Origin of the sequence: Arthrobacter sp. YAF17 (genome assembly GCF_052113365.1) — a bacterium.
Lineage (GTDB): Bacteria > Actinomycetota > Actinomycetes > Actinomycetales > Micrococcaceae > Arthrobacter.
This window is the reverse complement of the sequence record NZ_JBFRDB010000007.1, coordinates 102,748-121,238: the sequence shown is the minus strand read 5'-3', so window position 1 is coordinate 121,238 and position 18,491 is coordinate 102,748. Positions and strand designations below refer to the sequence as shown.

The window sequence follows — 18,491 nt, the reverse complement described above, 5'->3', positions numbered from 1 at the left end:
TTGTGCGGTCGAAACGTCGGCCGGACCGCGGCCCACGGACTTTTGCGGGCGGCCCCAGTGACACCGCGGGCCGAGGGCACATCCCTTAAGCTCGCCCTCCATGGTGCCGGACGCAGGGCCGACCTCAGTGCCGTCCCTCGTGCCATCCCCCGTGCCGCCCCCCGTGCCGTCCCTCCCGGGGCGACGGTGGCCGACCTCGCTTACGCGTCGCACACCCTTCCCACGCCCTTTGCCGCCCACAGCGCCACCGCAACGCTGGCGCCCCAGTGGCGGCCCTCAGCCCCGCGACCCCCTGCGGCCGCCTCCGGCGCGCCGGCTGGCGTACCAGCCGCTGCTCAGTCCACCCGGGCGAGGCTCTCCGGACGGGAATGGGCGCAGTTCCTGCGCCGCCTCCTGCGCGGTACGGATTCCCTTCTGGTCATCGTCTCGGTCATGGCTGGGTTCCTCATCCACGTCGAGGGCGGCCAGTCCTTCGCCGGAACGTCCACAGACCCCACCGGGGCCTTCATCGCGGCTGTCCTTGGCGTGATGTGGGTTGCAGCCCTGGACCTCTACCGAACGAGGGACCCGAAGATCCTGGGCACCGGAAGCAGCGAATACAAGCGGGTGGCAGCCGCCAGCGGTGCGGTCTTCGGGCTGCTTGCCGTCTTGCTGGTGGCGTTCCGCATCCAGCCGGCGTCGGCCTTTTACCTCGTGTCCCTCCCGCTGGGTCTCATCCTCCTGCCGGGCAGCCGCTGGATTGCCCGCCGCTGGTACAACGCACGGCAGGCCAAGGGGCAGTTTCTCGTCAAGGCGATTGTGATTGGCCAGGCCGAGGATGTGCGGTACGTGCTCAAGCGAATCGCCCGCAAGTCCGGCGCCTTCTACGAAATCCTCGGCGTGTCGATGCCCGGTGGGCGGAGGGGGACGACGCTCGACGTCGAAGGCCGCCGCGTGCCGGTCCTCTCCTCCACGGATGACGTCGTCCGGACGGTTGGCCGCTGCGGGGCGGAGGCGGTCATCGTGGCCGGCCCGGTGCCCGGCGGCAACCAATACATCCGCGAACTGGGCTGGGGGCTGGAAGAGCATCAAGCTGAGCTTGTGCTGGCCTCGTCCCTGACCAACGTTGCCGGTCCCCGGATCCACTGGCGTCCGGTGGAGGGACTGCCGTTGATGCACGTGGATGTGCCCCGCTACGAGGGCGCCAAGCATGCCTGCAAGCGGCTGCTGGACATCGCGGTGGCCGGGACGGCGCTGGTCCTGCTTTCGCCGGTGCTCCTCACCCTGGCGATCCTCGTCAAACGCGACAGCCCGGGGCCGGTCCTGTTCCGGCAGGAGCGCGTCGGCAAAGCCGGGAATCCTTTCCGGATGCTCAAATTCCGGTCCATGGTGGTCAACGCCGAAGCTGCGCTGGCCGGGCTGGGAGCGCAGAACGAGGGCGCTGGTGTGCTGTTCAAAATGCACAACGATCCCCGGGTCACCGGCTGCGGACGCTGGATGCGCCGCTACTCGCTGGACGAACTGCCGCAGTTCTGGAACGTTTTGACCGGCGAGATGAGCCTGGTCGGGCCCCGCCCGCCGCTGCAGCGCGAGGTGGGCGGCTATGAACGGCACACGCACCGCCGGCTGCTGATCAAACCGGGAATCACCGGGCTGTGGCAGGTCAACGGCCGCTCGGACCTGCCGTGGGATGAGGCCGTGCGGCTGGATCTCTATTACGTCGAAAACTGGTCGATCATGGGCGACGTCATCATCATGTGGCGCACCTTCAGGGCTATGTGCGCGCCCGCGGGCGCGTACTGACTGAGTAAGGATACAAAATGACTGAATCAAGCTCGGGGTACTCCCGCGGCCTGGACCCGGCGGCATCCGGGATGCAGCTGAAGGTGGCCGTGATCGGCGCCGGCTACTGGGGACCCAACCTGGCACGGAATTTCACGGCCAGCCCCGACTGGGAGCTGGCCGGAATCGTGGACCTGGACCAGCGACGTGCCGCCAAGCTCGCCGCCGCCCAGGGCGGCGTTCCCGTCTTCAGTTCCATAGACGAGCTGCTGGACATGGCCGACGTCGACGCTGTTGCGATTGCGACGCCGGCCCACACGCACCACGGCATTGCCCTGACGGCACTGAAGGCAGGGAAGCATGTGCTGGTCGAGAAGCCTCTCGCGGACAGCCGGGCCAAGGGGCTGGAGATGGTCGAGGAAGCGGAGGAACGCGGTCTGGTCCTGATGGCGGACCATACCTACTGCTACACGCCGGCCGTGCTGAAGATCCGGGAGCTGATCGCCGACGGGTCCCTCGGCGACATCCTGTTCATCGACTCAGTCAGGATTAACCTGGGCCTCGTGCAGCCGGACGTGGACGTCTTTTGGGACCTCGCCCCGCATGATCTGTCCATTCTCGACTTCATTCTTCCCGACGGGCTGCGGCCGGTGGAGGTGACAGCGCACGGCGCGGACCCTCTGGGAACGGGCCAGGCCTGCGTCGGGCACCTGACGTTCGCCCTCGCCAACGATGCCATGGCCCACGTCCACGTCAACTGGCTGAGCCCCACCAAGATCCGTCAGCTCGTGGTGGGCGGCTCCCGGCGCACCCTGGTCTGGGATGACCTGAATCCGCAGCAGCGGCTCAGCGTCTACGACCGCGGGGTCAGCCTTGACCGGCAGTCGCCGTCGGCGGCGGACCGAAAGAAGTCCGCGATTTCCTACCGGCTGGGCGACACGTGGTCGCCGGCACTGCCCGAACACGAGGCGCTCGGCGAGATGGTGGCCGAGTTTGCCAACAGCATCTGGCAGCAGCGGCCCGCCCGGACCAGCGGAGCTTCCGGCCTCCGCGTGCTGTCAGTGCTGGAGGCCGTCAGCGACAGCCTCAGCGCGGACGGGAAAGCCAGCATCGTCGTCGGAAATGAACCCCAGCTGGAGGCAAGCAGATGAGCATCCTGCAGGGCGCGCAGGTCCTGGTCACGGGCGGGGCGGGAACCATCGGATCCACAGTCGTGGACCACCTGCTCGACGCCGGCGCCGGCAGGGTCCAGGTGCTGGACAACCTGGTCCGTGGCCGGCGGGCCAACCTCGACCCGGCGATCGCCAGCGGTCGGGTCGAACTCGTCGAAGGGGACCTCCGGGACCGGGACCTGGTCCACGATCTGACCCGGGGCAAGGACATCGTCTTCCATCAGGCGGCGATCCGGATCACGCAGTGTGCCGAAGAACCCCGGCTCGCCCTCGAGGTACTCGTGGACGGGACCTTCAATGTGCTCGAAGCCGCGGCGGCCCATCGGGTCGGCAAGCTCGTGGCGGCATCCAGCGCTTCGGTCTATGGCATGGCGGAGACATTTCCGACGCCGGAACGCCACGACCACCACAACAACGACACGTTCTACGGCGCGGCCAAGTCGTTCAACGAAGGCATGGCACGCAGCTTCCGGGCCATGTCCGGCCTGGACTATGTTCTGCTGCGTTACTTCAACGTGTACGGGCCGCGGATGGACGTCCATGGCCTCTACACCGAGGTGCTGGTGCGCTGGATGGAGCGGATCGAGGACGGGCTGCCGCCGCTGATCCTGGGCGACGGACTGCAGACCATGGATTTCGTGCATACCAGGGACGTGGCCCGGGCCAACATCCTGGCCGCGGGCAGCGGTGTGGTCGAGGGCGTGTACAACGTCGCCAGCGGTGCAGAGACCAGCCTGCTGGAACTCGCCCGGGCGCTGCTGCGGGCCATGGATTCGGAACTGCCCGTGGAACACGGCCCGGAGCGGGCCGTCAATGGCGTCGTCCGGCGCCAGGCGGATACCTCTGCGGCCCGGAACGACCTCGGCTTCAGTGCCGAAACCGGACTCGAGGAAGGCCTGCGCGAACTCGTCGACTGGTGGCGGCCGCTGCGCGCTGAAATCGCGGACGCCCGGGTCGGCGGTGCGCGGTGACGGTGAACCAGGACCGGGCCCTGAGCCGGATCAACGTGATGAAGCCGTGGCTCGGGCCGGAGGAAGCCGCGGCGGTGGCCGAAGTGATCGCCTCCGGCTGGGTGGCGCAGGGGCCCCGCGTGGCGCGCTTCGAGGAAGCCTTCTCCGCCGCTCAGCAGGCCAGCCACGCCGTCGCGGTCTCCAACTGCACCACCGCCCTGCACCTGGCCCTGAAAGTTGCCGGCATCGGACCCCGTGACGACGTCGTGGTGCCCTCCCTGTCCTTTATTGCCACCGCCAACGCCGTCACCTACGTGGGTGCCCGGCCGGTCTTCGCCGACGTCGAGGCTGATAGCGGGAACGTGTCCGTGCGGACACTCGCCGCGGCCCTGACGCCGGCCACCCGCGCCGTGATCGTGGTGGACCAGGGCGGCATGCCGGTGGACCTGGACCCGATCCGGGCGCTCTGCGAGGGTCTGGGCATCACCGTCATCGAGGACGCGGCCTGCGCCGCGGGCTCCACCTACCGGGGCAGGCCGGTCGGAGCGGGTGCGGAGCTCGCGGCCTGGTCATTCCACCCGCGCAAAATCCTCACCACCGGGGAAGGCGGAATGCTGACCACCCGCAACCCGGCCTGGGCGGACCGCGCCCGGAAGCTCCGCGAACACGCCATGAGCGTCTCGGCCAACGACCGGCACGCCGCGGTCCTGGCCCCGGCCGAGGAATACGCGGAGATCGGGTTCAACTACCGGATGACGGACATGCAGGCCGCCGTCGGGCTCGTGCAGCTGGACCGGCTGGGGGAGGCGGTGTCCCGCCGCCGGGCAATCGCCGCCGCCTACCGGAAGGCACTCGCCGGCGTGGAAGGCCTGCGCTTCAGCCAGGATCCGCTCTACGGCACCAGCAACTTCCAGTCCTTCTGGGTGGAAGTCCTGCCGGAGTTCGGCCTCGGGCGGGAGGAACTGCTGGAACGGCTGGCGCGGGACGGGATCTCTGCCCGGCGCGGCATCATGGCCGCACACCGGCAACCCGCCTACGTAGGGCGGGACACCGGCGGGGCGGACCTGTCCGTGACGGAACGGCTCACGGACCACACCCTGATCCTGCCGGTCTACCACCAGTTGACCCTGGACGAGCAGTCCCGGGTCATCCATTCGATTCTGAAGGCTGCGGGGAAATCCGATGACTGAGTTGCTGCTGATCGGCGCCAGCGGCCTGGCCCGGGAGGTGCTGGCCTGCGTGCGCGAAAACGGCCAATTCGACATCGTCGGCGTCCTCGACGACGACGAATCCCTGGCAGGGTCAACCCTGGACGGCGCCCCGGTCCTTGGTCCCGCAAGCCACGCCCTGCGCTATCCGGAGGCGCGCGTGGTCGTCTGCATCGGTGCGGGGAGGGGCCGCGAACGGGTTGTCGCCAGGCTCGCCGGCCTGGGTTTTCCGAGCTACCGCTACGCGACGGTGGTCGAACCTTCGGTCCGGGTCCCGTCCTGCTGCGACATCGGCCCCGGAAGCATCCTGCTCGGCAATGTCACCCTGACCACCGGAATCACGGTGGGGAGTCATGTTGTGATGATGCCCGGTGTGACGCTGACCCATGACGACGTCGTGGAGGACTTCGCCACCCTCGCTGCCGGCGTGTCGCTGGGCGGCGGTGTCCGGGTCGGGCGCGCGGCGTATCTGGGCATGAACTCGTCCGTGCGGGAGGGCACCCGGGTGGGGGCCCGAAGCAGGATCGGCATGGGAGCCGCCGTTCTGGGCGACGTGCCCGACGGGGAGACCTGGGCCGGTGTCCCGGCACGGGTGCTGGAGCCGGCAGCGGCCGTGGCCGGCGGTGCGCGATGAGCCGGCCCCTGAGCGTCAAAGTTTCCGTCCCGATGGTCGAGCTGGGCGCCCAGCAGGACGAGATAGCGGATGAAGTCGAGGCGGGGCTGAAGGACGTCTTCACGCAGACCTCGTTCATTGGAGGCCCCGCTGTGGCCGAATTCGAGCTGTCCTATGCCCGGTTCCTCGGCGCCGGCAGCTGCGTGGGAGTGGCCAACGGAACCGATGCCCTCGAACTGGCACTGCGGGCTTCCGGGGTCACGGCGGGCGGGGAAGTCATCCTCCCCGCCAACACCTTCATCGCCACTGCCGAGGCGGTGAGCCGGATCGGCGCGGTTCCGGTGCCCGTCGACGTCGACCCGGAGCACCTGCTGATCGATCCCGGCCGTGTGGCTGCGGCCGTGACATCCCGGACCCAGGCCATCATGCCCGTCCATTTGTTCGGTCAGACGGCTTTTGTTGAGCAACTGGTGCCGATTGCGGCATCCTGCGGCGCCGTCATTGTCGAAGATGCCGCCCAGTCCCAGGGCGCCACCCGCAATGGCCGCTTCGCCGGCACGCTGGGGCTAGTGGCCGGCACGAGTTTCTATCCGGGCAAGAACCTCGGTGCCGCCGGGGACGCCGGAGCGGTAGTGACGGACGACGAGGACATTGCGGCCCGGGTGCGGATGCTCGGCGCCCACGGCAGCGAACAGAAGTACCAGCACGAGGCGGTGGGCATGAACTCGCGCCTCGACACCATCCAGGCGGTGGTGCTCAACGCCAAACTGCGCAGGCTGGCTGGCTGGAACGAACGCCGGCAGCAGGCCGCGGACCGCTACCAGGAACTCCTCGCGGACCTGCCCGGCGTCGTGCTTCCGCGCAGCGCCGAGGGAAACACCGACGTCTGGCATTTGTACGTCATCCGCGTCGCGGAACGGGACCGCGTGCTCGCGGCCTTGAACGACGCCGGCATCGGCGCCGGAATCCACTATCCGGTTCCGGTGCACCTCAGCGGCGCCTACCGGGGACTGGGCCTTGGCCCCGGGTCCTTCCCTGTCGCAGAGCAGGCCGCCGGGGCGATCTTATCGCTGCCGATCTTTCCGCACATCAGCGAAGCGCAACAGCAGTACGTGGCGGACACGCTGCGGGCAGCCCTGGGCCGGCCGTGACGATGAGCCCGAAGACACGCCAGGGGATCCTCTTCGCCGCCTTGGCCCTGTACCTGATCGGCCTGGCGTTTGTGGGCGGCTGGCCGACGCCGGTGGACCGCCCCCTGGCGAGCCTCCTGCGGCAGGTCATTGACGCGGTGCGGGGTTACCCCCTGACGGCCGGCATCACGTACATGCACGTCGAGGGGGCAGCCAACGTCCTGCTCTTTGTTCCGTTGGGGCTGATCGTTGCTCTGCTCCTGCCGACCCGCAGGTGGTGGCTCGCGGCGGTCGCCGGCGCGCTGACCTCAGCCGGAATCGAAGCCGTCCAGTACCTGGCCCTGAGTCAGCGCACGGCGAGCCTGGGGGACGTCCTGAACAACACACTGGGCGCCCTGCTGGGGGCAGCGGCCATTCGGATCATCCGGACCCACCCCGCGAGGGAGACCGCGCAGGCACCCGGCACAGATCCCGCTGCCGATCCCGCAACAAGGAGTTATGTCATGAAAACCATTGCAGAAACCGCAGACGTGGCGGAAACCGCCGTCATCGGAGACGGAACACGGATCTGGCATCTCGCTCAGGTCCGCGAGGACGCCACGGTGGGCGGCAACTGCAACATCGGCCGCGGCGCCTACGTGGGTCCCGGCGTCGTCATCGGCCCGAACTGCAAGCTGCAGAACTACGCGCTTGTCTACGAACCGGCGCGCCTGGCCGACGGAGTCTTCGTCGGCCCCGCGGCGGTACTCACCAACGACCTGCACCCCCGGGCGGTGACACCCGACGGAACGCTCAAGGGCTCCGAGGACTGGGAAGCCGTCGGCGTGACCGTCGGCGCGGGCGCCTCCATCGGCGCCCGCGCCGTCTGCGTTGCCCCCGTATCGATCGGCGCCTGGGCCACGGTGGCCGCCGGTGCGGTTGTCACGAGGGACGTACCCGACTACGCCGTCGTTGTCGGCGTTCCGGCCCGGCAGGCGGGCTGGGTGGGTGAGGCCGGGCATCCGCTGAAACAGGACGACGCCGGCCGTTGGCTGTGCCCCGCCACGGGCCGCCGGTATGTTGAGAACAACGGTCAACTGGCGCCCGCTGCAGCGGGCTGAGGGGGAAATCATGGAGCAACCGGCCGGCAGCAAAGTGGTCTTGGGCGGAACGCCCGTCGACCTGATGGACTCCGAGACGTCCGCGCCAGCCCCCACACCCCGGACGCCCGGGCGGTTTACCGGGTCGGACGGGTCTGCGGATGCCGCCGTCGTGGTCGTTACCTACAACAACGCCGGTGACATTGACCGCATGCTGCAGGGCCTGCGGGCGGAGACGGCCGACCTGACTTTGCGGGTGCTGCTCGCTGACAACTCATCCCGGGACGGCACCCTCGCGATCGTTCGCGAAACGCATCCGGATGTCATCGCCTTCGCAACCGGTGGCAACCTGGGGTATGCCGCCGGCATCAACGCCGCCCTGCAGAGGGCCGGCGACGCCGAGGCAATCGTGGTCCTCAACCCGGACCTCACAGTGGGGCGCGGCTGCCTGAAGGCGATGCTGCACCGTCTGCGCAGCTCGAACGCGGGCGCTGTGGTTCCCAGGATCCTGGCCGAGGACGGTGCCACCAGCCCCACCCTGCACCGCGAACCGGGCATCAGCCGCGCCCTCGGCGACGCCTTCCTGGGGCGCCGGGTGGCCGGGCGTCCCGGGTGGCTCGCGTCTACGGATTTCCACCCGGAAAGTTACGCCCACGCGCACACAGCCGACTGGGCCAGCGGCGCCGCGCTGATGGTCAACCGCCGGCTGGCCGATGCCGTGGCGTGGGACGAGTCCTTCTTCCTCTACTCGGAGGAGACGGACTTCTTCCGCCGTCTGCGGATCTGCGGCGGGACGGTTTGGTACGAACCTTCCGCCACCGTGACCCATGAGGGTGGGGGCTCCGGCACTTCGGCAGGCCTGCACGCCCTGATGGCCGTGAACCGGATCCGCTACATCCGCAAATACCATTCTCCCGCGTACGCCACGGTCTTCCGGGGGGCCGTTGCCCTGGCGGAACTCCTGCGCTGCTGGAAACCGGAGCGCAGGGGTGCTCTGCGTACGGTGCTCGACGAGCGGAGCTGGACTGACCTGCCCGGCCCGGGCAGGGACGCTGCGGACAGCGCGGACTCCGGCGGGTTCCCGCAGGGTTCGGTCATTATCCCGGCGCACAACGAAGCCGCCGTGATTGCGCGGACGCTCGCTCCGCTGGCGCCGCTGGCCGCCGCGCAGCAGCTGGAGGTCATCGTGGCCTGCAACGGCTGTACCGACCGCACCGCCGTGATCGCGCGGGGATTCGACGGCGTCACCGTGCTGGAACTGGAGCAGTCGTCCAAGGCTTCCGCCCTCAACGCGGGGGACGCCGCCGCCTCACAGTGGCCGCGGCTCTACCTCGACGCGGATGTGCAGATCAGTCCGGATGCGGTGCGCGCGGTCTTTGCCGCCCTCAGCTCCGGCCCGGTACTGGCCGCGCGACCTGCGGCCCGCTTCGACCTGCAGGACGCCCACCCGCTGATCCGCTCCTACTACCGGACCAAACTCCGCCTTCCGTCCGCCCGCGCCGGTCTCTGGGGCGCCGGCGTCTACGGCCTCTCCCGGGAGGGGCGGCAGCGCTTCCGGCAGTTCCCCGGCCTGACGGGGGATGACCTGTTCGTGGACCGGCTCTTCGAACCCGCGGAAAAGGCCGTACTGGACGTCGAACCTGTGGTCGTCCGCCCGCCCCGGACGCCCAAGGACCAGGTGGCCGTGCTGCGCCGCGTTTACCGCGGCAACGCCGAGCAGAACGGCGGGCACGGCGGAGGGCACAGCACGGCCGGCCACACACTGGCAGAGGTAGCCCGCTCAATCCGCAGTCCGCTGTCCGCTGCCCATGCCCTGGTGTACGTGGCATTTGCCGTTGCCGGCCGCCGGGGCAGCCGGCGCCCGGGGGAATGGGAACGCGACACCAGCACCCGGCAGCCGGCCGAGGGCGGCAATCAGCCCTGACCCCCGGACGCTGAAAGCCGTGGGACGGCGCCGCCGTCACCGCCCGGAAACGGGGCGGTGCGCGAGGATTTCGGCGAGCTCAGCCAGCCGGTGGGCCCGGGCAGATTCCGCCGGAGTAAATGGCTCGCCGGGGCGGCTGAAGGTGATCGGGCCGTGCCAGGCAGTCGGGATCCTCAGCACACTCCCGTCCGTTGGCAGCGCCGTGCCCGCCTTCCCCGCTCCGGTCCGCGGAGCCGCTTTGGCTACATGTGCCGTGTCCGTATCCGGCACAGTTTCGATCCGTGCGTGCAGCAGCTCAGCCACGGCAAGTGGCAGTTCCTCGGGGTTGGCCGCGATCCTGGCCGCGAGGCTCAGCGCCCCGGTCTGCCCGTCGGCCATGGCCAGCGCCGTGGTGGGCCAGACATGCGGGTCGCTTCCGCCGCCGTCGCGTAGCGCTTTGAGCAGTTCCGCCTCGCGCAGGCCGCCGGGCGCGGACAGCACGAACTCGTCCAGCACGCCGCCGTGGACCGGGTGGACGTGGATGCTCAGGATGTTGGTGTCCAGCCGCGCCAGCGCCTGAGTGAGCTTCTGCAGCGAACCGGGCCGGTCCTTCAGCACGGTGCGGGCCCGCCACAGGGCAGGTGCGTCGCCGAGCCGGCTGCGGTGCCGCAACGCGGGGGCGTGCAGCCAGGTCCGCAGCATTCGCGTCGCGGATGGTTCCGCCACCCAGATGACCAGGATGGTGGCGGTCAGCGTCAGGACGAGGACCTTGGCCACGTAGGGCAGATGCGTTCCCACCACCGCCGCGTGGACCAGGAGCTCGACGGGCAACATCACGGCGACGTTGGCCAGGGTGAGCCGGGTCTTGGTGGGTTCGGGCATCTGGCCGCAGACTTCGCAGCTCAGCTCGGAGGCGGCCGGGGCCGGTGTTTTGCCTTGTCTTCTGCCACGGGCTGAGGGCTTCATGGGTCCCATGATGTCCGCCCGCTGTTACGGACCTATTGCCGGGCCGTGAAGATTTCGTTCTGCCTAGCGGCTGCGCTCACCGGCGGCCTCGACAGCGCGGTCGCCCACCCGCTCCGGGGCGGTGTGGTCGCCCGTCCGGGCGTGCTCCGGGCCGGCGATCTGGGTCAGCAAGTCCCGGATCTCGGCCAGCAGGGCTGTGTCGGCCGGAAGCGGCTCCTCTTCCGGCTCCGCGGTGGCGAGGCGCTTCTTAACCATATGGTTGATCCGGTTCATCGGCGCCACGAAGATGAAGTAGACGACGCCGGCCGTGATCAGGAATGTGACGAACGCGGTAATGACCGCACCGAAGTTGACGAACGTCTTGTCATTGCCCGGCCAGATCCAAAAGCCCAGGCCCTTGGTCTCGACGCCGCCGGCCGCTGCGATGATGGGGTTCACGATGTTCGAGGTAAAAGCGCTGACCAGGGCGGTGAATGCGGTGCCGACCACGACGGCGATGGACAGTTCGATCACGTTGCCGCGCAGGATAAAGTCCTTGAATCCTTTGAGCATGGGGTCCTCCGTGTGCCTTGATGTAACTCTGTGTGCCGTGACCCCGGCGCCGGGATCAACCGCTAGACGCTATCACCTCTCGGGTCCGGTCTCCCGTCGGGTCCGATTCCAATGAATGGATGACCAGGCCCGCTCCGCGCCCTTCCGGGCGTAAAATCAGGCGTGGATGCCAGCGCCGCCGCCGTACTACCCGACCGCGAGAAAGGCGCCTCCCACCCGTGAAGATGCTCTCCGAGATGTTCACCATGGCTCCCGGCAACAAGGACCACCAGGTGGCCATCCGCTGCGCCGTCGGTGTCTTTGTCCCGCTGATCACGCTGGTGTTCCTGGACCGGCTGGACCTGGCCATCTACGCTTCTTTCGGCGCCTTCGCCGGCATCTACGGCCGCAACGAACCGCACGCCAAGCGGTTCCTCCTTCAGTTCCGCGCCGGGACGCTTATGCTGGTGGTCATTCTGCTGGCCGCCCTCACCGCCCGCGCCGGGGTGGCCCTGGGCCTGTCCGCCGCGGACACCGTGTGGCTCCAGGTCGCCGCCACCACCCTGGTGGCAGGAGGCTGCTCCCTGATCGTCGCGTGGTGGCGGCTCCGGCCCGCGGGATCGCTGTTCCACATCTTTGCCTTCGCCGCGATAGCCTCCATCCCCAACCAGCCCCCGCTCTGGCAGGCCATGCTGGTGGCGGTGCTGACCGTCGCCTTCTCCCTGCTGGTCGGCCTGTCCTCCCGCATGCTCCGGAGCCGCCGGACACCGTGGATCCTGCCTGCCACCGCACCACTCACAACGGGCGAAAAGCGGACGGCCCTGCTCGAAAGCATCGGCTACCTCGTGGCGGCCGGCCTCGCCGGAACCCTGGCGACGCTGCTGGGGAAACAGTTGGGCTTTGGCCATAACTACTGGGCGATGGTGGCCGCCGTCGTCCCTCTCGTCGGCCACAGCACCCGGCACCGGGTGAGCCGCGGGCTGCAAAGAATTGTGGGCACGGCGATCGGGCTGGTGCTGCTCGCGGGAATCCTGCTCCTGCAGCCCGCGCCCTGGCAGACCGTGCTGGTGATCGCCGCCTGCCAGTTCGGGGCAGAGATGTTCATCGCCCGCCAGTACGTCCTGGCCCAGATCTTCGTGACGCCGCTGGCACTGATTTCCACCCTGCTGGTGGTTCCGTCCGCGCCGGGCATCCTGCTGCGGGACCGGATCTTCGACACCGTCATCGGTGCCGCCGTCGGCATCGCCGTCGTGCTCGCTCCGGCGGTGTGGCGGCGGCTGCGCACCGCGGCCCGGGCGGGCTAGGGGACGCGCACGGACTCGGCCGGCGCGGCTTCGACCAGGGCCGGCGTCGTTCCTTCCTTCCCGTCCGCACCGGCCTTCGCCGCTCTGGCGGACTTCCGGCCCGCACGGCCGTAGACCAGGTACATCGTCACACCGGTGATGACCATCAGCAGCACTGTGTAGACGAACGTGTTCGAGACGCCGTCCACGCCCTCGGCGCCGTCCGTGTTGGCCTTGATCACCAGTCCCAGGGGCTGGAACAGCGGGTGGGCCAGGAAGATGGCGGTGTCGTAGTCATCCAGCATGCTGTTGAAGTTCAGTGCCGTGATCGCGGCCGCGGCCGGCAGGACAATCGGCAGCAGGATCCGGCGGAACACGTACAGCGTCTTGGCGCCCATGATGCTGGCAGCTTCCTCGAGCGAGGAGTTGACCGAGGCGAAGGAGGCCTTGAGCATCCGCAGCGTGAACGGGATCTTGACGGTCACGAAGGCGATCAGCAGGATCACCGTGGTCCCGGTCAGGACGGCGCCGCCCACCAGCGGGTTCGGATGGTCATAGCTGAGGATCAGGCCCAGGGCGAGGAGTGCGGACGGGAGGATCCACGGGATGTGGAGAAGGTACTCGAACACCGACGTCACCCAGTTCCGGTACTTCTGCAGGAGCCGGGCAACGAAGAGCAGGCCGCCGACGGCGATCAGTGCGGCCAGCGCGCTGTAGACGATGCTGATGATGAACGGCCGCAGGCCCGAGGGCTGGGTGAGAACCCGGATGTAGTTGTCGAAGGTCAGGCTCCCCGGCAACAGCTGGCCGGTCTGGATCGCGGCGCCGTCGGCGAAGGAATACAGCACAATCAGGACAACGGGCAGCGTGTAGACGGCGAACAGCAGGTACGCGAGGACATGGACGACGGCGTTGGCCGCCGGGTTGCGGATCTGCTGCTTCTGCAGTCCGGAGGAGACTTTTGAAACCGAGAAGTAGGTTCCGCCCTTTTCCATCCGGGTCATGAACGCCAGCATCAGCATGGTGGCCACGCCGAGGATCACGGCGAGCAGGGCGGCGAGGTCCCTCGACGTCGGGCTGTTGCTGAAGGTGAGGATCATGGGCGTGATGGTCTGGAAATCCCGGCCGCCGAGGACCTGTGGTGCACTGAGGGCTCCCAGACCGGTCAGGAACGAGAGGATGGTGACGGCGAAGAGCGTCGGCTTGAGCATCGGCAGGACGATCCGCCGGAGAATGGTCCACGTGGAGGCTCCCATATTCCGTGCCGCTTCGATGGTCTGGTAATCCACGCCCTTCAGCGCGTTGGTGACGAACAGCATGTGGTTCGTCGTGGTGGCGAACGTCATGACGGCCAGGACGGCAAAGAAACCGGAAAACCACCCGGGATCCATGCCGGGGAACAATCCCAGCAGGAAGCCGGTCACGATGCCCTTGTCCCCGTAGATGAATTTGTAGCCCGCCGCAAGCACAATGCCGCCGTAGATGAAGGTGGTGGCGTAGCCGAGGAACAGGATCCTCGAACCGCGGATCTTGAAGTACTGGGTGACCAGCACAATGAAGATCCCCACCACGTTCACAGTGATGGATAAGGCGACCGCCAGCAGGAAACTGTTGCCCAGTGATTTCATTGCCCGCTGGGAGGAGAAGAGCTTTTCGGCGGCGCGCCCGGAGAAGGTCCCGTCCGGGAAGAATGTCTGGATCAGCACATTCGCGTTGGGCCAGACGAGGAAAGCCGCGATGAACCAGGTCAGCACCACCCCGACGATCAGGACTGCGGGGGAGCGGAGCATGCTCCTGGCGCCGGGGCCGTTCGTGCCGCCCGCTGTGCTCACAGGCTGGTCACTTCCTGCAGCTGGCTCCGGAGGGCGGCCCCTGTGCCCGGGTGGTATTGGAGGACGTGGGCGGGCTGGACGTAAACCGCGGCGGTGCTGCCGGTGGCGGGGTGGGTCCCGCCGTCTTCCTTGACCAGCAGCCGGATATCGGCGCCGTGGCAACGAACGACGTACCGGCTGTGCAGGCCGTGGTAAGTCTTCGAGACCACGGTTCCCTGCACCGGGACAGCTGTGCCGTTGCCGACGGCGGGGTCGAGTGATGCCTTTTCCACGCGCAGGTAGGAGTTGGCCGCGGGATCGAGGGCGTGAGTTGATTGCCGGTTCAGCTCCGCGACGAACTCGGGGGTGAGCCGGGAGCTGTCCCCGATGAAATTGCAGACGAATTCGGTGGCCGATTCATCGTAGATGCTCTGTGGAGTGCCTATTTGCTCCACTACCCCCTTGTTGAAAACGGCCACCCGGTCGCTCATGGCAAGAGCCTCGTCCTGGTCATGGGTGACGTAGACCGTGGTGATGCCGAATTCGCTCTGGAGGTCCTTGAGCTGCTGCCGGAGCTGGTGGCGCAGTTTGGCGTCCAGATTGGAGAGCGGCTCGTCGAGCAACAGGATCTTGGGCTGCAGCACAAGCGCCCGGGCGACGGCGACGCGCTGCTGCTGCCCGCCGGACAGCTCGGCCACGTTCTTGCGCAGCTGTTCTTCGGACAGGTCGACCCGCCGGGCGATATCGCGGACGAGACGGTCGCTCTCGGCCGGCTTCTCCTTGCGGACGCGGAGACCGAACGCGATGTTCTCCCACACGCTCATGCTGGGGAACAGCGCATAGTTCTGGAACACCATGCCGACCTGGCGCTTGTCGCTCGGCAGCCGGGTGACCGCCTTCCCGTCGACGAATACCTCGCCGGCGGACGGCTCGATGAACCCCGCCAGCGTTCGCAGGGCGGTTGTCTTTCCGCAGCCTGAGGGTCCCAGCAGCGTGAAGAATTCCCCCGGCTCCACCTGGAGATCAAGGTTGGGAATGGCGGTGAAGTCGCCGAAGGTGACTTTGATGTTCTCGAAACGGATCATGGCAGCCTGTCTTGTGCTGAGCGGCGAAGCGGAGTTGTCAATGAAGAGAGGCGCGGGGGGCGGCCGGCTGGCCTGCCGCCCCCCCGCCCGAGGTCAGCTCATGTATTCCAGTTCGATCTTTTCAACCCACTTGCCCATGTTTTCCTGCACGAAGTTCCAGTCGATGTCCTGCTGCTTGAGCGTGTTGAAGAACTCGACGACCTCCGGCTTGGCCTGCGCGACCGCTGCCTTGTTGACCGGCATCGAGTTGAACTGCTGCGCAAATTCGCCCTGGGTCTTGGCGCTGCCGAACCAGTCGATGAACTTGAGGGCCTCGTCCTGCTTGTCCGTCCCCTTGACCAGGGCCACCTGCTCGATGGCCAGCGGTACGCCGACGGACGGCATGACGGTCTCGACGTTGACCTTGAACGTCTTTTCGCGTTCGGTGATGATCGATGACGGCATCTGGCCCATGTCCGTCTCTCCCGAGGAGATGCGGGCGAAGAGGTCGGTCTTGGCGACTGCCGGGGTGCCGTTCTTGAAGTAGCCTTCGATCTGCTTCCAGCCCTCGTCCGAGACGCCCAGATCGCCGCCGTCGTCCTTGTATCGGGTCAGAATGCTGGCGAAGACCAGCTGTGCGGTGGCGGTGCCCACGCCGGTGACGCGCTCGTAGCGGGACTTGAACTTGTCCTGGGCCCACAGGTCGGTCCAGTCCTTGGGGGCCTCGTCCTTGCTGAACTTTTCGGAGTTGTAGCCGAGGAGGATGGCCTGCTGCACCAGCGGCCAGTAAGCCTTGCTGTCCGACTTGTCGCCCTTGGCGGTGTCGACGTCCCCGGACCACGACGGCGTGTACGGCGCGATCGCGCCGGCGGCCTTGATCTGCTCGAAGTACATGTTGTTCAATCCGAAGGCTACGTCCGCGATCGGGTTGTTCTTCTCGGCAATCAGTTTGTTGGTGGCGTCCGCGCCGCCGGCGCCGACGACTTCGATCTTGAAGCCGGCTTCCGCCGCCTTCTTCGTCAGCCACTCGCCCCGGCCTTCACCGTTGGAGTTGGTGTAGACGATCAGCGTCTCGCCGGACGGCGGTCCCGAGGGGGCGACGGCGGCCGGCCCGGTAGGGGCTCCGGACGGGGCGGGGGCCGCGGCGCCCGCTCCACAACCGGAAAGAAGGGCGACGGCGACGGCGCCGGCAACCATGGTTTTCAATCTGCGCACGAGTGAGACTCATTTCTGAACGGGGCCAGATGGCATTTGTCCGGCCAGCCTATAGCGGACGCCACCCAAATCGAGGGGTTATGACTATCAAATCGATAAAATAGCTGTCCTTGCCTGTCGAGTCTGGTGTGTCCGGGTAAACGTTGTGCGCCCCGGGTCCAAACACGCTGTGAACATCCGGGCCATCGACAGGCCCACGAGCCGGGAATAGCCTTAAGCCGTCCAAAAAATCCGACGAGGAAGACGGAGGTGCCCGAAATGGGAACCGCAGAGAATGCAGAACTGGTCCGGCGGGGGTACGAGGCCTTTAACGCGGGGGATATGGCGACCCTCAGCGAGCTGTTCGCGGAGGACGCAGTGTGGCACGTGGCCGGAAGCGGCGTGCTGTCGGGGACGAAAACGGGCCGTGACGCCATCTTGGCGTACTTCGGCGAACTGGGAGCGCGCACCCAGGGCAACTTCCGGGCCAATGTCGAGGAAATCGTCGCCGGGGAAAACCACACGGTCGCGATCCAGCAGACCCAGGCCGAGAACAACGGCAAAACCCTCGACATGGGAACCGTCATCACGTTCGTGGTCCGCGACGGGAAGATCGCCGAGGGCCGGGAGTTCTTCGAAGACTCGGCGAAGGCTGACGATTTCTGGGTCTAATCCCGCGGGCCGCATTCAGGGCACCGGAGCGGTATCGGAGCGCCCGGCTTCCTGCCTAGTCCTCTTCGAGCGTCTCGGTGAGGTGGTGCGTCGGGATCCGGTCCCGGTCATAGGTGATCTCGGTGTACCCGTGCGGCGTGGGCTTGCCGTGCGGGTCGAGGTTCACAAAGACAATCTCCTCGATGGTGAGGATGCTTTGGCGCGTGATCATGTTCCGGACCTCGGCGCGCATGGTCAGTGACGTCCGCCCGAAGCGGGTGGCGGTCAGCCCCATCTCGATCAGATCGCCCTGGACTGCCGAGCTCACGAAGTTGATTTCGGAAATGTACTTTGTGACGGCCCGGCCGTTGCCGAGCTGCAGGATCGCGTAGATCGCGGCTTCCTCGTCGATCCACTTCAGGAGGCTTCCGCCGAACAGGGTGCCGTTCGCGTTGAGGTCTTCGGGCCGCACCCACTTGCGGGTGCGGAAGGTGATGTCGGCCGGTTCCATAGTGCGAGGTTAGCCGACGGCGGCCCGGCGGGCCCTGTGTGACGGGACCCTGCGGTACCTGGCGGCGGCTGTCCCACAGACTATGGGGCGCTGCCGCCGTCGAACGCTGACGCCGCTCAGGCCATGGCGGTGTGCGCTGCACTGTGCGAGTCGATGGCCTTCGCGTAGCAGTAGGAGTGCTCCACCCCGATGTACGGCCCGAAGTTTGGCACCGTGACAAAGCCCGAGTTCTCGTAGAACTGCCGCCCGTCGGTCTGCACCGAGCCGGCCTCCGCGGTGATGGACGTGATGCCGAGCGAGTGGGCGTGCGCCTCCAGGGCCGCGAGGATGGAGCTGGCCACGCCCGAGCCGCGGGTGTACGGGAGCACATAAAGCCGTTTGATCTCGGCCGTGTGCTTGTCCAAGATGCGCAGGCCGCCGCAGCCCACGGGCTGCCCGGACGCCTTGTCGTGGGCGACGAGGAACACTGCCGTGTCAGCCTCCGACGGCGGCGGGCCGGGTTCGTGGTCGTTCGTGCCAAAGCGGGCATCGAGTTCGGCCTGCTGGGCGGCGCGGAGGTCCGCGCCCACCGGGTTGGCCCAGGTGACCTGCCGGATGTTGAGCCGCGGATTCGTCTGCATGGCTGCCTCGCTTTGCCGAAGGGTTATGCAGATTAAGGCTAGGC

Annotated in this window: 17 protein-coding genes and 1 pseudogene; 11 read left to right on the top strand and 7 right to left on the bottom strand. The window is 67.6% G+C overall.

The features are described from left to right. The first annotated feature begins 186 nt into the window (after window positions 1-186). From AB4Y67_RS08045 to AB4Y67_RS08005, 9 genes and pseudogenes are all read left to right on the top strand, one after another. Window positions 187-1,782, top strand: coding sequence for a sugar transferase (locus tag AB4Y67_RS08045; protein ID WP_441405253.1), 1,596 nt, complete (start codon window positions 187-189; stop codon window positions 1,780-1,782). A gap of 17 nt (window positions 1,783-1,799) precedes the next feature. Continuing rightward, the gene (locus AB4Y67_RS08040) at window positions 1,800-2,912 is read left to right on the top strand and encodes a Gfo/Idh/MocA family protein (protein WP_441405252.1); all 1,113 of its coding nucleotides are present in this window, start codon (window positions 1,800-1,802) and stop codon (window positions 2,910-2,912) included. Further along, window positions 2,909-3,904 carry an NAD-dependent epimerase/dehydratase family protein gene (locus AB4Y67_RS08035; RefSeq protein WP_441405251.1) on the top strand — a complete coding sequence of 332 codons (996 nt, stop codon included), beginning with the start codon at window positions 2,909-2,911 and terminating at the stop codon, window positions 3,902-3,904. Before AB4Y67_RS08040 ends, AB4Y67_RS08035 begins: the two co-directional genes overlap by 4 nt. A gap of 38 nt (window positions 3,905-3,942) precedes the next feature. Further along, window positions 3,943-5,073, top strand: coding sequence for a DegT/DnrJ/EryC1/StrS family aminotransferase (locus AB4Y67_RS08030; protein WP_441405285.1), 1,131 nt, complete (start codon window positions 3,943-3,945; stop codon window positions 5,071-5,073). After that, complete coding sequence (locus AB4Y67_RS08025; protein ID WP_441405250.1) at window positions 5,066-5,725, top strand: acetyltransferase; 660 nt, start codon at window positions 5,066-5,068, stop codon at window positions 5,723-5,725. Before AB4Y67_RS08030 ends, AB4Y67_RS08025 begins: the two co-directional genes overlap by 8 nt. Beyond that, entirely contained in the window at window positions 5,722-6,855 is a 1,134-nt protein-coding gene (locus AB4Y67_RS08020) for a DegT/DnrJ/EryC1/StrS family aminotransferase (RefSeq protein ID WP_441405249.1), read from the top strand. The genes AB4Y67_RS08025 and AB4Y67_RS08020 overlap by 4 nt, the downstream gene beginning before the upstream one ends. A gap of 2 nt (window positions 6,856-6,857) precedes the next feature. Further along, a pseudogene (locus tag AB4Y67_RS08015) lies at window positions 6,858-7,247 on the top strand (VanZ family protein); the annotation flags it as partial. Between the two features lie 90 nt (window positions 7,248-7,337). Beyond that, window positions 7,338-7,934, top strand: coding sequence for an acyltransferase (locus AB4Y67_RS08010; RefSeq protein WP_441405284.1), 597 nt, complete (start codon window positions 7,338-7,340; stop codon window positions 7,932-7,934). 10 nt (window positions 7,935-7,944) lie between these two features. Continuing rightward, on the top strand, window positions 7,945-9,837 hold the full coding sequence (locus tag AB4Y67_RS08005) for a glycosyltransferase (RefSeq protein WP_441405248.1): 1,893 nt from the start codon (window positions 7,945-7,947) through the stop codon (window positions 9,835-9,837). Window positions 9,838-9,873: 36 nt separating this feature from the next. On the opposite strand, the gene AB4Y67_RS08000 is transcribed toward AB4Y67_RS08005, so the two are convergent. After that, the gene (locus AB4Y67_RS08000) at window positions 9,874-10,782 is read right to left on the bottom strand and encodes an ACT domain-containing protein (RefSeq protein ID WP_441405247.1); all 909 of its coding nucleotides are present in this window, start codon (window positions 10,780-10,782) and stop codon (window positions 9,874-9,876) included. A 63-nt stretch (window positions 10,783-10,845) separates the two neighbouring features. Beyond that, a complete protein-coding gene (gene mscL / locus AB4Y67_RS07995; protein WP_441405246.1) occupies window positions 10,846-11,334 on the bottom strand; it encodes a large conductance mechanosensitive channel protein MscL in 489 nt (162 codons plus the stop codon). Window positions 11,335-11,552: 218 nt separating this feature from the next. Between mscL and AB4Y67_RS07990 the strand changes: the two genes are divergently transcribed. After that, window positions 11,553-12,617 carry an FUSC family protein gene (locus AB4Y67_RS07990; protein ID WP_441405245.1) on the top strand — a complete coding sequence of 355 codons (1,065 nt, stop codon included), beginning with the start codon at window positions 11,553-11,555 and terminating at the stop codon, window positions 12,615-12,617. Here AB4Y67_RS07990 and AB4Y67_RS07985 read toward each other — a convergent pair. The 3 genes from AB4Y67_RS07985 to AB4Y67_RS07975 form a co-directional block, all read right to left on the bottom strand. Further along, on the bottom strand, window positions 12,614-14,386 hold the full coding sequence (locus AB4Y67_RS07985; RefSeq protein ID WP_441405283.1) for an ABC transporter permease: 1,773 nt from the start codon (window positions 14,384-14,386) through the stop codon (window positions 12,614-12,616). The genes AB4Y67_RS07990 and AB4Y67_RS07985 overlap by 4 nt on opposite strands. A gap of 38 nt (window positions 14,387-14,424) precedes the next feature. Then, a complete protein-coding gene (locus tag AB4Y67_RS07980) occupies window positions 14,425-15,492 on the bottom strand; it encodes an ABC transporter ATP-binding protein (RefSeq protein WP_441405244.1) in 1,068 nt (355 codons plus the stop codon). Between the two features lie 93 nt (window positions 15,493-15,585). Continuing rightward, window positions 15,586-16,668 (bottom strand): extracellular solute-binding protein, encoded by a 1,083-nt coding sequence (locus AB4Y67_RS07975; RefSeq protein ID WP_441405282.1) that lies wholly within the window; start codon window positions 16,666-16,668, stop codon window positions 15,586-15,588. Between the two features lie 276 nt (window positions 16,669-16,944). Between AB4Y67_RS07975 and AB4Y67_RS07970 the strand changes: the two genes are divergently transcribed. Beyond that, window positions 16,945-17,337 (top strand): nuclear transport factor 2 family protein, encoded by a 393-nt coding sequence (locus AB4Y67_RS07970; protein ID WP_441405243.1) that lies wholly within the window; start codon window positions 16,945-16,947, stop codon window positions 17,335-17,337. Between the two features lie 55 nt (window positions 17,338-17,392). Here the strand turns inward: AB4Y67_RS07970 and AB4Y67_RS07965 are convergent, their stop codons facing one another. Further along, entirely contained in the window at window positions 17,393-17,827 is a 435-nt protein-coding gene (locus AB4Y67_RS07965) for an acyl-CoA thioesterase (protein ID WP_441405242.1), read from the bottom strand. A 116-nt stretch (window positions 17,828-17,943) separates the two neighbouring features. Further along, window positions 17,944-18,447, bottom strand: a complete 504-nt coding sequence (locus AB4Y67_RS07960; protein WP_441405241.1) for a GNAT family N-acetyltransferase — start codon at window positions 18,445-18,447, stop codon at window positions 17,944-17,946. Between the last annotated feature and the right edge of the window lie 44 nt (window positions 18,448-18,491).

Coding starts and splice junctions, on each gene's coding strand:
- AB4Y67_RS08010 (WP_441405284.1), top strand. CDS start 7,338: ATGAAAACCATTGCAGAAACCGCAGACGTGGCGGAAACCGCCGTCATC.
- AB4Y67_RS08025 (WP_441405250.1), top strand. CDS start 5,066: ATGACTGAGTTGCTGCTGATCGGCGCCAGCGGCCTGGCCCGGGAGGTG.
- AB4Y67_RS08000 (WP_441405247.1), bottom strand. CDS start 10,782: ATGAAGCCCTCAGCCCGTGGCAGAAGACAAGGCAAAACACCGGCCCCG.
- AB4Y67_RS08040 (WP_441405252.1), top strand. CDS start 1,800: ATGACTGAATCAAGCTCGGGGTACTCCCGCGGCCTGGACCCGGCGGCA.
- AB4Y67_RS07980 (WP_441405244.1), bottom strand. CDS start 15,492: ATGATCCGTTTCGAGAACATCAAAGTCACCTTCGGCGACTTCACCGCC.
- mscL (WP_441405246.1), bottom strand. CDS start 11,334: ATGCTCAAAGGATTCAAGGACTTTATCCTGCGCGGCAACGTGATCGAA.
- AB4Y67_RS08035 (WP_441405251.1), top strand. CDS start 2,909: ATGAGCATCCTGCAGGGCGCGCAGGTCCTGGTCACGGGCGGGGCGGGA.
- AB4Y67_RS08030 (WP_441405285.1), top strand. CDS start 3,943: ATGAAGCCGTGGCTCGGGCCGGAGGAAGCCGCGGCGGTGGCCGAAGTG.
- AB4Y67_RS08005 (WP_441405248.1), top strand. CDS start 7,945: ATGGAGCAACCGGCCGGCAGCAAAGTGGTCTTGGGCGGAACGCCCGTC.
- AB4Y67_RS07960 (WP_441405241.1), bottom strand. CDS start 18,447: ATGCAGACGAATCCGCGGCTCAACATCCGGCAGGTCACCTGGGCCAAC.
- AB4Y67_RS07975 (WP_441405282.1), bottom strand. CDS start 16,668: ATGGTTGCCGGCGCCGTCGCCGTCGCCCTTCTTTCCGGTTGTGGAGCG.
- AB4Y67_RS07965 (WP_441405242.1), bottom strand. CDS start 17,827: ATGGAACCGGCCGACATCACCTTCCGCACCCGCAAGTGGGTGCGGCCC.
- AB4Y67_RS07985 (WP_441405283.1), bottom strand. CDS start 14,386: ATGCTCCGCTCCCCCGCAGTCCTGATCGTCGGGGTGGTGCTGACCTGG.
- AB4Y67_RS07970 (WP_441405243.1), top strand. CDS start 16,945: ATGGGAACCGCAGAGAATGCAGAACTGGTCCGGCGGGGGTACGAGGCC.
- AB4Y67_RS08020 (WP_441405249.1), top strand. CDS start 5,722: ATGAGCCGGCCCCTGAGCGTCAAAGTTTCCGTCCCGATGGTCGAGCTG.